Annotated in this window: 14 protein-coding genes; 1 reads left to right on the top strand and 13 read right to left on the bottom strand. The window is 68.2% G+C overall.

From position 1 onward, the window contains the following. Positions 1–4 precede the first annotated feature (4 nt). The 5 genes from yicI to AC0685_RS27685 form a co-directional block, all read right to left on the bottom strand. Positions 5–2,257 carry an alpha-xylosidase gene (gene yicI / locus AC0685_RS27705; RefSeq protein ID WP_478228210.1) on the bottom strand — a complete coding sequence of 751 codons (2,253 nt, stop codon included), beginning with the start codon at positions 2,255–2,257 and terminating at the stop codon, positions 5–7. Further along, a complete protein-coding gene (locus AC0685_RS27700; protein ID WP_478228209.1) occupies positions 2,254–3,066 on the bottom strand; it encodes a carbohydrate ABC transporter permease in 813 nt (270 codons plus the stop codon). Before AC0685_RS27700 ends, yicI begins: the two co-directional genes overlap by 4 nt. Further along, on the bottom strand, positions 3,063–3,947 hold the full coding sequence (locus tag AC0685_RS27695) for a carbohydrate ABC transporter permease (protein WP_478228208.1): 885 nt from the start codon (positions 3,945–3,947) through the stop codon (positions 3,063–3,065). The genes AC0685_RS27700 and AC0685_RS27695 overlap by 4 nt, the downstream gene beginning before the upstream one ends. Next, positions 3,944–5,221: an ABC transporter substrate-binding protein gene (locus AC0685_RS27690; RefSeq protein WP_478228207.1), complete on the bottom strand. Its 1,278-nt coding sequence runs from the start codon at positions 5,219–5,221 to the stop codon at positions 3,944–3,946. Before AC0685_RS27690 ends, AC0685_RS27695 begins: the two co-directional genes overlap by 4 nt. A gap of 237 nt (positions 5,222–5,458) precedes the next feature. Further along, positions 5,459–6,634: a carboxylesterase family protein gene (locus AC0685_RS27685; RefSeq protein WP_478228206.1), complete on the bottom strand. Its 1,176-nt coding sequence runs from the start codon at positions 6,632–6,634 to the stop codon at positions 5,459–5,461. Positions 6,635–6,660: 26 nt separating this feature from the next. Between AC0685_RS27685 and AC0685_RS27680 the strand changes: the two genes are divergently transcribed. Beyond that, on the top strand, positions 6,661–7,584 hold the full coding sequence (locus AC0685_RS27680; RefSeq protein WP_478228205.1) for a LysR substrate-binding domain-containing protein: 924 nt from the start codon (positions 6,661–6,663) through the stop codon (positions 7,582–7,584). Between the two features lie 10 nt (positions 7,585–7,594). Here the strand turns inward: AC0685_RS27680 and AC0685_RS27675 are convergent, their stop codons facing one another. From AC0685_RS27675 to AC0685_RS27640, 8 genes are read right to left on the bottom strand one after another with little or no spacing between them, the layout of a single operon-like run. After that, the gene (locus AC0685_RS27675) at positions 7,595–8,590 is read right to left on the bottom strand and encodes an amidohydrolase family protein (RefSeq protein ID WP_478228204.1); all 996 of its coding nucleotides are present in this window, start codon (positions 8,588–8,590) and stop codon (positions 7,595–7,597) included. A gap of 1 nt (position 8,591) precedes the next feature. Further along, the gene (locus AC0685_RS27670; protein ID WP_478228203.1) at positions 8,592–9,113 is read right to left on the bottom strand and encodes a 3-hydroxyanthranilate 3,4-dioxygenase; all 522 of its coding nucleotides are present in this window, start codon (positions 9,111–9,113) and stop codon (positions 8,592–8,594) included. Next, entirely contained in the window at positions 9,110–9,538 is a 429-nt protein-coding gene (locus AC0685_RS27665; RefSeq protein ID WP_478228202.1) for a RidA family protein, read from the bottom strand. Before AC0685_RS27665 ends, AC0685_RS27670 begins: the two co-directional genes overlap by 4 nt. After that, positions 9,535–10,302 carry a 2-keto-4-pentenoate hydratase gene (locus AC0685_RS27660; protein ID WP_478228201.1) on the bottom strand — a complete coding sequence of 256 codons (768 nt, stop codon included), beginning with the start codon at positions 10,300–10,302 and terminating at the stop codon, positions 9,535–9,537. The genes AC0685_RS27665 and AC0685_RS27660 overlap by 4 nt, the downstream gene beginning before the upstream one ends. Further along, on the bottom strand, positions 10,299–11,306 hold the full coding sequence (gene dmpG, locus AC0685_RS27655) for a 4-hydroxy-2-oxovalerate aldolase (protein ID WP_478228200.1): 1,008 nt from the start codon (positions 11,304–11,306) through the stop codon (positions 10,299–10,301). The genes AC0685_RS27660 and dmpG overlap by 4 nt, the downstream gene beginning before the upstream one ends. Then, positions 11,303–12,235 carry an acetaldehyde dehydrogenase (acetylating) gene (locus AC0685_RS27650; RefSeq protein ID WP_478228199.1) on the bottom strand — a complete coding sequence of 311 codons (933 nt, stop codon included), beginning with the start codon at positions 12,233–12,235 and terminating at the stop codon, positions 11,303–11,305. The genes dmpG and AC0685_RS27650 overlap by 4 nt, the downstream gene beginning before the upstream one ends. After that, positions 12,232–13,023 (bottom strand): 2-keto-4-pentenoate hydratase, encoded by a 792-nt coding sequence (locus AC0685_RS27645; RefSeq protein ID WP_478228198.1) that lies wholly within the window; start codon positions 13,021–13,023, stop codon positions 12,232–12,234. The genes AC0685_RS27650 and AC0685_RS27645 overlap by 4 nt, the downstream gene beginning before the upstream one ends. Next, positions 13,020–14,489 (bottom strand): 2-hydroxymuconic semialdehyde dehydrogenase, encoded by a 1,470-nt coding sequence (locus AC0685_RS27640; RefSeq protein WP_478228197.1) that lies wholly within the window; start codon positions 14,487–14,489, stop codon positions 13,020–13,022. Before AC0685_RS27640 ends, AC0685_RS27645 begins: the two co-directional genes overlap by 4 nt. Positions 14,490–14,779 lie beyond the last annotated feature (290 nt).

The raw sequence follows: 14,779 nt of genomic DNA, 5'->3' as shown, positions 1-14,779 counted from the left end.
ACACTCAGTTCGGTGCCCCAGCGCCGCGAATCGTCAACGCGCTTCCCGTCGCCACGATCGTCTCGTCACCCCCGGGAAAGGCCACCTGCCAGCCATCGGGCGCGGCGTCGACGTCGATGTGGACGCTGTCGCCCTCCCTGCGCGTGCGGAACGTCGAGCCGCCGACGGTGGTGGTGATCCCGGCGCCGTCCTCCAGCCGGTACAGCCGCAGCGTGACGCCGTCGGCATAGTCGTAGTCCGGCCGGTCGTCGACGGCACCCAGCGGCAGAACGGTGTTGGGACGCACGAGCAGCGGGACGGTGAGCATGTCGCAGACGGTCGTCACCCACCGCGGCCCCTGGATCTCGTCGCCGGTGAAGAAGTCGGTCCACACACCGTCCGGGACGTAGTAGGTCACTTCGCCCTCGTCCGAAAACACCGGTGCCACCAGGAGCGAGTCGCCGAGCATGTACTGCCGCTCCAGATGGGCGCACGCCGGATCGGCCGGGAACTCCAGCGCCATCGCCCGCATCATCGGCGTACCCTCGGCCGCCGCCTGTGCCGCCGCTTGCCACAGGTACGGCATCAGCCGCGCCTTGAGCTTGGAGAACACCCGCAGGACGTCAACGGCCTCCTCATCGAACAGCCACGGCACCCGGTAGGACGAACTGCCGTGCAACCTGCTGTGCGAGGACAACATCCCGAACGCGATCCAGCGTTTGAACAGTGCCGGATCCGGGGTGCCTTCGAAGCCGCCGATGTCGTGGCTCCAGTACCCGAAACCGGACAGACCGAGGGAAAGGCCGCCACGCAGGCTCTCGGCCATCGACTCGTACGTCGACTCGCAGTCGCCGCCCCAATGCACCGGGAACTGCTGAGACCCCGCGGTCGCCGAACGCGCGAACACCACGGCTTCGCCCTCCCCGCGCCGTTTGCAGAGCACGTCGAAGACCGTCTGGTTGTAGAGATAGGTGTAGTAGTTGTGCATCCGCTCGGGATCGGATCCGTCGAAGTAGACGACGTCCGTCGGCACCCGCTCGCCGAAGTCGGTCTTGAAACAGTCCACGCCTTGTTCGAGCAGAGCGTCCAGTTTGGACGCGTACCACTCACGCGCGGCGGGGTTGGTGAAATCGACCAGCGCCATCCCCGGCTGCCAGAGATCCCACTGCCACACGTCGCCGTTCGATTTCCGCAGCAGGTACCCGCCCGCGACGCCCTCGGCGAACAACGGTGACCGTTGCGCCACATAGGGGTTGATCCACACGGAAATGCGCAGGTCACGCGCTTTCAGTCGCTCCAGCATGCCGACGGGGTCCGGGAACGTCCGCGGATCCCATTCGAAGTCACACCAGTTGAACTCGCGCATCCAGAAGCAGTCGAAATGGAACACGCTCAGCGGCAGGTCGCGTTCGATCATGCCGTCGACGAATCCCGAGACGGTCTCCTCGTCGTAGGACGTGGTGAACGACGTCGACAGCCACAGCCCGAAGGACCACGCGGGCGGGAGCGCCGGTCTGCCGGTCAGCGCCGTGTACTTGCGCAGGATCTCCTTCGGGCTCGGGCCGTAGATGACGAAGTACTCCAGCGACTGGCCCACGACGCTGAACTGCACCCGCGACACCGCTTCCGAGGCGACCTCGAAGGACACGCGCCCCGGATGGTCGACGAACACGCCATAGCCGGCGTTGGTCAGGTAGAACGGGACGTTCTTGTAGGCCTGTTCGCTGCTCGTGCCCGCGTCGGCGTTCCAGATGTCGACGACCTGCCCGTTGCGCACCAGTGGCCCGAATCGCTCGCCGAGCCCGTAGACCTGGGCTCCTACCGAGAGGTCCAGCTGGTCACGGACATGGTGCTCGCCGTCGAGGCTCATGAAGCCCATGCCCTTGGCCCCGCTGGTGGTGAGCACCTTGTCGTCCGCGACGAAATCGACCTTCCATCCTTCGCCGCGGTGGAGCCGGACCGACAACGCGCCCGCGGTGAGCGTGTGCCCGTCCTCGGAGACTTTCGCCTCGTCGTCGACGGCCGACAGCTCGAAATGGGGCTCTCGCGGCAGCCCGCCCTCGAAATGCGTGACGCTCACCCCGATCACGTCCGGCATCGGCGAGGAGAACCCGACCGTCGCCACCGGTCCCTTCAACAGGTCCCCACGGTGGCGGATGCGATGGGTCGGCGCGTGCACCACCATCCGGCCGTCCCCCGCGGTGAGGTCGTACACCTCCACCGGATGCGCCGCCTGTACCCCGTCACGCAACAGCCAGTATCCGTTGCTGAACTTCATTTGCCCGCCCCTGCCGTGATGCCACGTGTCAACGTCCGCTGGAAGATCAGGAAGAAGGCGATCGCCGGGATGACCCCGAGCAACGCCGAGGCACTGGTCATGGTCGCGTCCATCATCCGCTGGCCCTGCAGCACACCCAGTGCGACCGGGACGGTCTGAGTGTCGTTGGAGATCAGCAGGATCAGCGGCAGGAAGAACTCGTTCCACGTCCAGATGAAGAAGAACACGAACAGCACACCCAGCGTCGGCCTGCTGATCGGCACCACGATCCGCACCAGGGTCTGCCATTTGTTCGCGCCGTCGAGATAGGCGGCTTCGAGCAGCTCGTGCGGGAATCCGACGAACGTCGAGGACAGCAGATAGGTGCCGAACGCGGCCTGGATGATCGTGAAGATGATGATCACGCCGAGCTGCGTGTCGTAGAGACCGGTCTCGTTGGCGAGGAAGTACAGCGGGTACGCCAGTGCTTCCTGCGGCAGCGTGTTCGCGATGAGGAAGGCGACCAGGATCCACGTCCGGCCGCGGACCCGGCCGATGCCCAGCGCGTAGGCGTTCAGCACCGAGATCACCACCGCGAGCACCGCGACCGACCCGCTGATCACGACGCTGTTGAGCAGCTTCTGCCCGAACCCGACCCGGACCCAGAAGTCGATCAGCCCCTGCAGGTACACGCCGTCCGGAAAGGACAGCGGGCCGTCCGCCGCGTATTCGGCCGGAGACTTCAGCGCGTTCAGCGCCACGACCAGGAACGGCGCCAGCATCACGACCGCGAGAACGATCAACGACCAGAGCGTCACGTGCCGTTTCACGCGTGCTCACCCCGCCTCTGGATCCGGAGGAACACCGTGGTGAGCACGAGGATCAGCACGGTGAGCACGGTCGCGATCGCCGCGCCGTAGCCGACCTGCGTCTTCTCGAAGAAGTTCTGGAACGAGTAATACGACGGCACGTTGGTGGACCCGCCGGGGCCTCCCCTGGTCAGCACGTAGATCGGCCCGAACACCTTCAGCGCGGCGATGGAGCAGGTCAGCAGGACCACGAAGACCTCGGGCCGCAACTGCGGCACGGTCACATGCCAGAACCGGCCCCACCACGACGCGCCGTCCAGTTCCGCCGCCTCGTGCAGTGAGGGATCGGCACGCTGCATCCCGGCCATGAAGATCACCACCGGATAGCCGACCTGGATCCACACCATCACGCCCATCACGCTCCACAGCGCGACATCCGGATCGCCCAGCCAGTTCTGGGCGAGCGAGCCGAGCCCGACGGCGGAGAGGAGTTCGTTCACCGCGCCCTCGGGGGCCAGTATCCAGCTCCACACGATGCCGGCGACCGCGATCGGCAGCACCTGCGGCAGGTAGACACAGGCCCGCAGCACGCTGGCCGCCCGCGTCCCGAACCGCTTGGCCACGAAATCGAACAACGCGGCCGCGATCACCAGCCCTGCCACCGTCGGCACGATGGCCATCGCCACCACGAGCCCGAGGTTGTGGCGGAACGACGCCCAGAAGACGTCGTCCGCGAACAACCGCCGATAGTTCTCCAGCCCTGTCCACTTCGGATCGCCCGCACCGGACCACTGGGTGAAGCTGATGCCGATGTTCATCGCGAACGGCACCAGGATCACCGCGATCAGCAGCAGCGCGCCGGGGATCAGGAAGAGCAGGTAGTTTCCCCGTCCCCTGGTCATTTGCCGACGTTCGCCAGATTCTCTTCGTAGGGCTTGGCGAGCTCGTCGAGCACCTGCGACGGCTGAGCGCTCGAGGTGATGAGCTTCTGCGTCGCCGAGACATGGACGTCGTAGTACCCGGGAGCGGGCCAGTCGGGATAGAACGCCAGCTTGTCCTGTGTGGACAGAGCGGTGAAGTCCTCGACCAGATCCTTCAGGCGCGGCTCGGCCGGTGGCGTGGGGCCGTTCACCACCGGTACACCGCCTGCCTCACGCAGCTTGTCCTGGATGGGCTGGGACATCGTGATCGCGATGAAGTCGAGCGCGAGGTCGCGGTTCTTCGCCCCCTTGGGGATGACCCACATATTGCCCGCGGAACCCGAGGTCATCCCCGGCCACGGGACCGAACCCCACTGGAAGTCCTTGATGCTCTGCACCAGCCTGCCGTACCACCAGCTGCCGCTGATCATGATCGGGTACTTGCCCTGCATGAACGACATGCCCATGCCCTCGGCGTCGACCCCGGCGGAATCCTTGCTGATGTAGCCCTTCTTCACCCAGTCGGCGAAGGTCGTCGCGCCGTAGGTCCACGCGGCGTCGTGGAAGTCGACCTTGCCGGTGTAGCGCTGGTAGCGGTCCACCCAGCCGCGATCGGCTTTGGTGAGGGCGAGCTGGTACAGGACCTGGTGCGCCGGGTACTCCGAGCCGCCGACGGCCAGCGGGGTGATCCCGGCACCGGTGAACTTGGCCATGGCCGTGGTCAGCTGCTCGATGGTCGTCGGCTCTTCGAGGCCCTGCTGCGCGAACATGTCCTTGTTGTAGAAGATCTTCACGTACTCGGCGTAGTTCGGGACGCCGTACCAGTTGCCGGATCCCATCACGCCGTTCTCGTCGTAACGGGCGGTGGTCTGGAGCGCCGGGGTGAGCTGCTTGTCCCAGCCGCGTTTGGCGACCTCTTCGCTGATGTCGGTCAGCAGTCCCTGTTTGGACAGCAGTCCCGCGGTGGCGTTCCCCTTGTTGTATTCCAGGAGGTCCGGCGCGTCGCCCGAATTGAGCACCATCGGTGCCGTCTTCTGGATCTGTTCGAAGCCCTTCTCCTCGAAGGCGACCTTGACGCCGGGATGGCTCGCTTCGAACTGCTTGATCGCCTCGGCCCAGGCCACGCCCATCGCGCTGTCCGGGGGCTCGTAGTGCCACAGCTTCAGGGTCTTCGGGTCGCCACTGCCGGATCCGGACCCGCAGCCCGCGATGGCCAGCATGGCGACCATCGCGGCGGCCAGTACTCGCTTCGACATCAGAGGTTCCCTCCAGAGAAGTCGGTGATGCTCGCCGGCCATCGTGGCCTCCCTCGGAATCCGCGGTGATCCGAACTGTCGAAGCGCTTCGATCGACACGATAGGACCGCGCGGCCGGTCAGCACAACGTCTTGACCGGGCGCGCTCCCACCTCTACTGTCAGGCCCTTTTCACCAGGCATGTGAGGGCCTCACGATGCGTGAGTTACGCCTTCAATCACGCGAGTTACGGCTTCGATCACGCGAGTTGCGCGCCGAACCGGATGGGGTAGCCCGCGACCGGAGCGGGGTCGAGGGTGCCGGTGCGGGCGAAGGTCGCCCAGACGGCACGGAGGGCAGCGCCGAAGGCGTCGACCTCGGACCACGGGACTTTGCCGAGCATCGGGCTGTCCTCCCAGGCCCGCCGGGTACCGAGCAGCAGCGGCAGTTCCAGGCAGTGGGTGGCGCCGAACTCGGATCCCTCGGGGCGCCAGTCCAGGCGATACGAGAAGACGTCCGCTCCGGCTGAGCGCAGACGGTCGCCGAAAGCGGCCAGTGGTTCGACGTAGATCTCGTCGGTGCCGGCGGCGCCGGGGAACGCGGTCATGTCGTCGGCGTTCCAGCCGTACAGCACGCCGAGGTCGCGCACGTTGTCCGCGAAGGACGCCTTGTCCAGCGTGTCCACCGGAATGAACGCGGGCTCCATCGGGTCGCCGGTGAGCCGCAGGTTGGTCAGCGCGGTTTCCTTCTGCGCGGCAAGGATTTCCGAGATCCCGGCGGTGCGCGGGTCGGTGCCGAGCGCGTCGGCGAACACCTGGCCGAGTTTCTCCGCCTGCTCGGGCCGGCGGGCGCCGAGGCCGAGCGGCGCGCTCTGCAGGATCGCCCGCCGGAACAGGCCGCGTGCCTCGGGCAGATCCATCAGCAGCCGGATGGAGATGCCGCCCGCGGACTGCCCGGCGACCGTCACGTTGTCCGGGTCCCCGCCGTAGGCCGCGATGTTGGCCCGCACCCAGCGCAGCGCCTCCAGCTGGTCGGCCAGCCCGAGGTTGCCGGGGCTGACGCCGTCCAGATACAGGTAGCCGAGCGCGCCGAGCCGGTAGTTGACGCCGACCACCACCAGGTCACCTTCGGCCGCCAGCGCGCCGCCGTCGTACCAGTCCAGCAACCCACCACCGCTGGAGAATCCCCCACCGTGCAGCCACACCAGCACCGGCCTGCGTCCGTCATCCACGCCGGGGGTGCTGATCATCAGGTTGAGACAGTCCTCACCCTGAGGCAGGCGATCGCGCGGCGGGCCCATCACGCGGTCCAGCCGGGACGGCGGTTGCGGACTGAGCTCACCGCTGGACGGCGTCTGCTCCGAAACGGCGACCGGCAGCGCGAACCGCGCCGCTGTGGCATAGCGAATCGGTCCTGTTCGGACAATCGTGGTCATACGCACCTCGCGGGTAGGATCGGCTGGTGATCTTGCCTCGCCTGCTGGACGGCCGACTGAAGTTCCGCCACCTCGTCCTGCTCGACGCGCTGGCCAGGCAGGGCACCGTGGTCGGGGCCGCCGCCGAGTTGCACGTGACGCAGCCGGTGGCGACCCGAAGTCTGCACGAACTCGAAGAGATCCTCGACGTGCGGTTGTTCGAACGCGGCCCGCGCGGTATCACCCCGACCGTGTTCGGCGAGGCGTTCACCGGGCATGCCCGCGCGGTGCTCGCCCAGCTCGAGCAGGCCGGGCGGCACGTCGCCGAGCTGGCCGACGCCGAACGCGGCACGGTGGTGGTCGGCACCCATCTCGCGGGATCGAACATGCTGCTGCCGCGCGCGATCGCGGCGATCAAGACCGAGCGGCCGTACCTGACCATCGTGGTCCGGGAAGGTTCTCCCGAAGCCCTGCTGGTCGAGCTGGAGGCCGGCCGGGTCGACCTGATCATCGGCAGGCTGACAGCGCCTTCGGACGAGCGGATCGAGCGGCGCAAGCTGTACGACGAATCGGTGGATCTGGTCGTCCGCACCGCGCATCCGCTGGCCGGCGCGACCGGCGTCGAGCTGGCCGACCTCGCCGAGTACCCGTGGATCCTCCCCGGAGCGGAGACCGCGCTGCGCCGCGAGCTGGAGCAGCTGTTCACCCGCAACGGCTTCCCGCTGCCCGCGAACCGGGTGGAGACCACCTCGTTCCTCACCGTGCGGCAGCTGCTGCTGGAGACCGACGTGATCGCCGCCCTGCCCAGCCTGATCACCAAGGACGATCCGAGGATCACCAGGGTCGCACTGGCGCTGGAACCCATCGGGCACAGCGTCGGACTCACCCTGCCCGCCCAGCGCACGCTCAGCCCGTCGGTGGACGCGCTGATCCGCAGCCTGACCGACGTCGCCACCGCCATGTCGCATTAGGACTGTCCGATCACGACAGGGACAGGAAGCGTTCGGCGTTCCCGCTGGTGATCAGCTGACGCTCGGTCTCGCTCAAGAAGCCGCTCTTGCGCACCACCTCGCCGACCGGACGTTCGCCGAGCGGGTACGGGTAGTCGCTGCCGACCATCACCCGCTCGGCGCCGAGCGTGTCCACGAGCAGCCGCAGCGCCCGCTCGTCGAAGACCACCGAGTCGACGTGGAACCGATCGAGGTAGTGCGACGGCGGGAACTCCGAAGTGCCGATCACGTCGTTCCGCCGATGCCAGGCGTTCTCCATCCGGCCGAGCCAGAACGCGAACGACCCGCCGCCGTGGGCGAAACAGATCTGCAAGCTCGCGTCGATCCGGTCGAAGACCCCGCCGAGCACCAGCGCCAGGATCGACAGGTGCGTTTCGGCGGGCATCGCGGTCAGCCACCGGGCCATCCACCGATCCAGCCGGGGCGAATCGGTCATGTCCCACGGGTGCACGAACACCGGAACCCCGAGCGACGCGCAGTGCTGCAGGAAGGTCTCCACCCCGGCGCTGTCCAGATCCTGATCGCCGACGTGGTTGCCGATCTCCACCCCGCGATGCCCCGCTGCCAGGCAGCGTTCCAATTCGCGGCACGCGGCGTCGGGATCCTGCAACGGAACCTGGCAGAACGGGATCAGCCGGTCCGGCGCCGGTGCGACGATCTCCAGCGCCAGATCGTTGAAGATCCGGGCGATCCGGCCCGCCTGCTCACCAGTCCGGCCGTAGTTGAAGAACGCGGGCGTCGGGGAGACCACCTGGGAGCGCACGCCGTCGGCGTCCATGTCCAGCAGCCGGGTCTCCGCGTTCCAGCAGTCCGCGGCGATCCGACGGAACTCCTTGTCCCCCATCATGATCATCGCCTCGGACTCGGTCTCCGCGCGCAGCCACGGCGCGTCCGGTCCGGCGTCCGCGCGCAGATCCGGCCAGCCGTTCGGCACGTAATGCGTATGGATGTCGATCAGGCCGGTCATCTCAGCCCTTCCCGGGGTGAAGGGCGCCGCAGCCGCCGCAGGTGCGGGCCTGCTCGTCACCGTAGAAGGCGGTGAAGACCGGTGGCAGATCCTCGACGATGTCGCGCACCTGAAGTTCCACCTCGTGCACCAGCGCGGCGCATTCGAGGCAGTACCACTGGAACTTCTCCAGCGTGCCCTCCTCACGGACGCGTTCGATGACCAGGCCGATCGAGTCGGCCTCCGGGCGCTGCGGCGAGTGCGGGATATCGCCCGGCAGCAGCCACGTGTCGCCCTCGGAGATGCGGATGGTCTTCTGGCCTTCGCCGGTCATGATGTCCACGTGCATGTTGCCCTTGAGCTGGTAGAACCATTCCTCATAGGGGTCGACGTGGAAGTCGGTGCGCTGGTTCGGCCCACCGACGATCTGCACGATGAAATCGTTGCCGAGCGCCATGGTCCGGTTGTTCACCGGCGGCTTGAGCAGATGCTCGTGCTCGGCGATCCAGGCCTGGAAATTGACGACCTCGGGAATGTCGGTCATCGCGGGACCTCCGTGTTCTTCGGTAGATGAGCGATTGCCTGGATTTCGATCAGCAGATGCGGATGCGGCAGCTGATGCACCGCGACCGTCGTGCGGGCAGGGCCCGTTTCGTCGAAGTATTCGCCGTAGATCTCGTTGTAGCCGCCGAAATCGTTCATCGAAACCAGGAAGGTGGTGATCTGTGTGATGTCGGCGAGGTCGGCGCCGACGTCGTGCAGGATGCCGCGGATGTTCTCGATCACCGCGCGGGTCTGTGCCCGGATGTCCAGGTTCGTGGTGCCGAGTTCGTCCACCTCGACGCCGGCGAACGTGTTGTCCGGGCGTCGGGAGCTGGTACCGGACACGAAGACCAGATCTCCCGCGACCTTCACATGCGGGAACCGGCCCCTCGGCTTGGCCAGCCCCGAAATCACCCGCCCGCTCATGCCAGCCCCCGTATCGAAACACGGCCGAGTCCGGCGATGTCCGCCTCGGCGACGCCGGGCGCGAACGGCACCGCTTCGGTCGCCGCCCCGGCCAGCACCACCTGCCCGGCCCGCAACGGGATGTCCCGTTTCCGGCACAGCTCGACCAGCGCGTGCAGCGCACGCACCGGATCGCCGAGGATCGCCGCCGTCGAGCCGATCACCTCACGGTCCCCGGACCGCAGCCGCACCGCCCGGTTCGCTGCCTCCCCGAACGCGCGCCACGGTCCGAGCACGAACCCGGCAGCCGAAGTGTTGTCCGCGACCACATCGGTATAAGTGAACCGGAAGTCCCGGTACCGGGAGTCGATGATCTCGATCGCCGGCGCCATCGCATCCACAGCGGACTCCACATCGAACGAGGGGTCGTTGAAGTCGACGTCTCGGGCCAGCCGATACGCGACCTCCGGCTCGACCTTCGGATGGATGAAGCCCGCCAACGAGACCTCGCCGCCGTCGGCGACCCGCATCTCGTCGGTGAGCCTGCCGGCGATCACCTCGGACACACCCATCTGCGCCATCTTCGCCTTGCTGGTCAGCCCCAGCTTGACGCCGAGCACCCGCTCGCCACGCGCCTCTCGGCGGGCCACCAGCTCGGCCTGGATCGCGTACGCGTCGGCGATGCCGATCTCGTGATCGTCGGCGAGGCTCGGCGTGTCCGCGCACGTGGTCCGCGCGGTGTCCAGCCGATCGGCGAGCGCCGAGATCTCCGCGGTGGCCATCATGTGCCGCTCCGTACCAGGTCGAGTGCGATGTCCACGATCATGTCCTCCTGCCCGCCGACCAGCTTCCGCCTGCCGACCTCGGTGAGAATCCGCCGGGTGTCCAGTCCGTAGCGCGCGGCCGCGCGTTCGGCGTGCAGCAGGAAGCTCGAGTACACCCCGGCGTAACCGAGGGTGAGTGTCTCGCGGTCCACCTGGACCGGCCGTTCCCGCAGCGGGCGGACCAGATCGTCCGCCGCGTCCTGCAACGCGAACAGGTCCGCGCCGTGCTCCCAGCCGAGCAGGTCGGCGACCGCGACGAACGGCTCGGCCGGGCAGTTGCCCGCCCCCGCGCCCTGCCCGGCCAGCGCGACGTCCACCCGGTAGGCGCCGTGCTCGACCGCGGTCACGCTGTTCGCCACCGAGAGGGAAAGGTTCTCGTGCGCGTGGATGCCGATCTCCGTCTCCGGGCCGAGCACCTGCCGGTACGCGTCGATCCGCTCGGCGACCCCGCCCAACGTCAACCGCCCACCGGAATCGGTGACGTACACACAGTGCGCGCCGTAGGACTCCATCAGCCTGGCCTGTTCGGCGAGCGCGGCCGGCGTGGAAAGGTGGCTCATCATCAGGAATCCGGACACGTCCATGCCCTGCTCGCGGGCCCAGGCGATGTGCTGTGCGGCGACGTCGGCCTCGGTGCAGTGAGTGGCGATCCGCACGCTGCGCACCCCGAGGTCGCGGACGCGGCGCAGCTGGCCGATGGTGCCGATGCCGGGCAGCAGCAACGTGGTCAGCGTGGCGTTCTCGATCACTTCCGCGGCCGCGGTGATCCATTCCGCGTCGGTGTGCGCGCCGAATCCGTACGTCGCGCTGGACCCGCCGATCCCGTCGCCGTGCGCGACCTCGATCGCCGCCACCCCGGCCTTGTCCACGGCGGACACGATCCGCCGGACTTGGTCCACTGTGTACGCGTGCCCCATCGCGTGCATGCCGTCGCGCAAGGTCACGTCCTGGAGGTAGACCTTCATACGAGCCACCCCCTCAGTTCGGCGATCCGCTCGGCCGTGCGCAGCGCCGCCGAGGTCATGATGTCGAGATTCCCCGCGTAGTCCGGCAGATAGTGGGCCGCGCCGAGCACTTCGAGGAACACCGAGACCTTGAACCCGGAGATCTCCCGGCCGAGCTCGGGCACCCATTGCCGGTGCACCTGGTCGAACTGCACTTCCTGTTTCAGGGCGTAGCCGGGCACGTACTCGCGCACCTGCTCGGCCATCTGCCGGACCGACGCCGCGATCTTCTCCCGGTCCGGCTCCCCCTCGACCAGGCAGTACACCGTGTCGCGCATGACGATCGGCGGGTCGGCCGGGTTCAGCACGATGATCGCCTTGCCCATCGCGGCACCGCCGACCTCGCGGATCGCGGCCGCGGTGGTCTCGGTGAACTCGTCGATGTTCGCCCTGGTTCCCGGCCCTGCCGAGCGGGACGAAATGGACGCGACGATCTCCGCGTACGCGACCGGGGCGACCGAGGACACCGCGGCCACGATCGGGATCGTGGCCTGTCCGCCGCAGGTCACCATGTTCACGTTCGGCGCGGTGAGGTGCTCGTCGAGGTTCACCGGCGGCACCACGAACGGACCGAGCGCGGCCGGGGTCAGGTCGATCATCAGCTTGCCGTGCGCCTCGGCCACCTCGGCGTGCCGCCGGTGCGCACCCGCCGAGGTCGCGTCGAAGATCACCCGTACGTCGGCGAACTCCGGCAGCCCGGCGAGGCCGTCGATACCGCCGTGGGTGGTGGCCACCTTGAGCCTGGCGGCCCTGGCCAGCCCGTCCGAGGCCGGGTCGATACCCGCCATCGCGGCCATCCGCAGCGTCTTCGACAACCGCAGCACCTTGATCATCAGATCGGTGCCGATGTTGCCGGAGCCGATGACGGCGACCGGAACCGTTGCTGTCACTGAGTCTCCTCCTCGATCACCGCGTCGACCTCGCCGAGCCCGTCCAGCCGCAGCCGGAACCGGCCCGCTCCCGTGACCGGCACCATCGGGCCGAGCGCCCCGGACATCACGACATCGCCCGCGCGCAACGGCTGCTCGCGGGCGGCCAGCTCGCGAGCCAGCCAAGCGACCGCGACCACCGGCGAGCCGAGGCAGGCGTGGCCCGCGCCGTACGACACCGGTTCACCGTCCAGCTCCAACGTCATCCCGATCGCGGCGAGATCCCGGCCGGTCAACGAGACCGGGGTGCATCCCAGCACCACCGCGCCACTGGACGCGTTGTCCGCCACCGTGTCCACGATGGACAGATCCCAGGCCTCGATCCGGGAGTCCACGATCTCGATCGCGGGCAGCACGAACTCCGTCGCCCGCAGCACGTCCACGACCGAGGCGCCCGGCACGTCCAGATCGCGGCCGAGCACGAACGCGATCTCGCCCTCGGCGTGGGGTTGCAGGAACCGCCGATACGGAACGGGTTCGGTGTGCGCGTACAGCATGTCGTCGAAGAGCACGCCGAAGTCCGGCTGGTACACGCCGAACTGCCGCTGCACCGAAGGCGCCGTCAGCCCGATCTTCGCCCCGGCCACCCTGGCACCCGCCGCGACCCGCTCGTCACGCAGTCTGCGCTGCACCGCATAGGCGGTGTCGACGTCTTGCATGCCCAGGAATTCCCGCACCGGCGGGCACGGGGTCGCGGTGCTCGCCGCGGTCGTGAGACGGGCGGCGGCCGCCTCGATCGGCGCGCTCACAGCCGCACGCACACATTCGTCGGCTCGGTGTAGAAGTGCAGCGAAGACGCGCCGCCCTCCCGGCCGATACCGGAAAGCCCCATTCCGCCGAACGGCGAGCGCAGGTCGCGCAGGAACCAGGTGTTCACCCAGGACATGCCGACGTGCATGGCCTGCGCGACCCGGTGCCCCCGGCGCAGGTCCTGTGTCCACACCGAGGAAGCCAGCCCGTATTCGGTGTCGTTGGCCAACGTGATCGCCTCGGCCTCGGTGTCGAAGGGGATCAGCGCGGCCACCGGGCCGAAGATCTCCTCCCGCACCGGCAGGTCCTTGTTGGTCAGGCCGGTCCACAGGGTCGGCTCCAGCCACGAGCCGCCGTCGAGTTCCGGTCCTAGCTCGGGAATCCCGCCGCCGGTCAGGGTTTTGGCGCCGGACTGCTCGGCCAGCGCGAGGTAGTCCAGCACCTTGCGCCGGTGCTCCGGCGAGATCAGCGGGCCGGTGGTGGTCTCCTCCGCCGAAGGGTCGCCGAGCCGCAGCTCGCGCGCCCGCTCCACCAGCCCTGCCGCCACGTCCTCGAACACCGAACGCTGCACGTACACCCGCTCGGTGCACAGGCACACCTGCCCGGTGTTCGCGAACACCGACCGGGTCAGCCCGGCGAGCGTCTCGTCGAGATCCGCGTCCTCGAACACGATGGCGGCGTTCTTACCGCCAAGCTCGAACGAGACCGGCCGGACCCGGGGCGCTACCGTGCGCATCACCTGGGTTCCCGTGGCCGACGAGCCGGTGAACGTCACCCCGTCGATACCGGGATGCTCGGTCAGGAACTGGCCCGCCGAGTCGCCCCCGAACCCGTGCACCACGTTGTAGACACCCGCGGGCAGGCCGACTTCGGCCAGTACTTCGGCCAACAGGGTCGCCGTGGAAGGGGTCTGGTCGCTCGGCTTGACCACGACCGCGTTGCCGCAGCCGAGCGCGGGCGCGACCTTCCAGGTCAGCAACAGCAGCGGCAGGTTCCACGGCACGATCACCGCGACCACACCGAGCGGCTTGCGCACCGCGTAGTTCAGCGCCTGCGCCCCACCGGGCAGATCGGTGACGAACGATTCCTGGCCGGCGGCCGCGATCACGTCGGCGAACGTGCGGAAGTTCGCCACCGCGCGGGCCACGTCCAGTTCGCGGGCCTGGGTGACCGGCTTCCCGGTGTCCGCGACCTCGGCCGCGACGAACTCCTCGAACCGGGCCTCGATCCGGTCGGCCGCCCGGCGCAGCAACGCGGTCCGCTCCCGCACCGGAGTGTCCGCCCAGCCGTTGTGCAACGCGGCGCGCGCACCGGTGACCGCGCGGTGCACCAGCTCCCGGTCGGCCTCGTGCACCCGGGCGAACTCCGCGCCGGTCGCCGGATCGACCGCCGGGAACCCCGGCCCGTCCGGCGCGGCGAACTCACCGTCCACGAAGTTGCGGATCCACCGCACTGACTGCGTCATGGCGTTCACTCTGACGGGCCGCGCCATGCGGAACAAATGCGTATCTGCTCGCTAGCTATACCCTGGAGGGCATACCGCAGCGTTGGGTTCCGGAGGTTCGCGATGGACGACACGCGTGCTTGGACGTACGACTCGTGGAGTCGTCCACTCAGCCACGCGAACGCCACCCCGGGCCTGGTCCGTGAAGGCCTCCTTACCTACCCTGAGGGTAGTGAAGGAGGCCTTCACGGACCTTCAGGGTCGCCGCTCTCGTCCCAGGTGTACCAGCGACCACGGCAGGCACAGCGGCC

The organism is Amycolatopsis sp. NPDC043889, assembly GCF_056435645.1.
Note: the sequence above shows the minus strand (reverse complement) of the source record. Positions and strands in the feature narration are given on the sequence as shown.

What these genes read in the sequence shown, in the direction of transcription:
- AC0685_RS27685 (WP_478228206.1), bottom strand. Translation starts at nt 6,634, where the DNA reads ATGACCACGATTGTCCGAACAGGACCGATTCGCTATGCCACAGCGGCG.
- AC0685_RS27660 (WP_478228201.1), bottom strand. Translation starts at nt 10,302, where the DNA reads ATGATGGCCACCGCGGAGATCTCGGCGCTCGCCGATCGGCTGGACACC.
- AC0685_RS27690 (WP_478228207.1), bottom strand. Translation starts at nt 5,221, where the DNA reads ATGTCGAAGCGAGTACTGGCCGCCGCGATGGTCGCCATGCTGGCCATC.
- dmpG (WP_478228200.1), bottom strand. Translation starts at nt 11,306, where the DNA reads ATGAAGGTCTACCTCCAGGACGTGACCTTGCGCGACGGCATGCACGCG.
- AC0685_RS27665 (WP_478228202.1), bottom strand. Translation starts at nt 9,538, where the DNA reads ATGAGCGGGCGGGTGATTTCGGGGCTGGCCAAGCCGAGGGGCCGGTTC.
- AC0685_RS27675 (WP_478228204.1), bottom strand. Translation starts at nt 8,590, where the DNA reads ATGACCGGCCTGATCGACATCCATACGCATTACGTGCCGAACGGCTGG.
- yicI (WP_478228210.1), bottom strand. Translation starts at nt 2,257, where the DNA reads ATGAAGTTCAGCAACGGATACTGGCTGTTGCGTGACGGGGTACAGGCG.
- AC0685_RS27695 (WP_478228208.1), bottom strand. Translation starts at nt 3,947, where the DNA reads ATGACCAGGGGACGGGGAAACTACCTGCTCTTCCTGATCCCCGGCGCG.
- AC0685_RS27670 (WP_478228203.1), bottom strand. Translation starts at nt 9,113, where the DNA reads ATGACCGACATTCCCGAGGTCGTCAATTTCCAGGCCTGGATCGCCGAG.
- AC0685_RS27640 (WP_478228197.1), bottom strand. Translation starts at nt 14,489, where the DNA reads ATGACGCAGTCAGTGCGGTGGATCCGCAACTTCGTGGACGGTGAGTTC.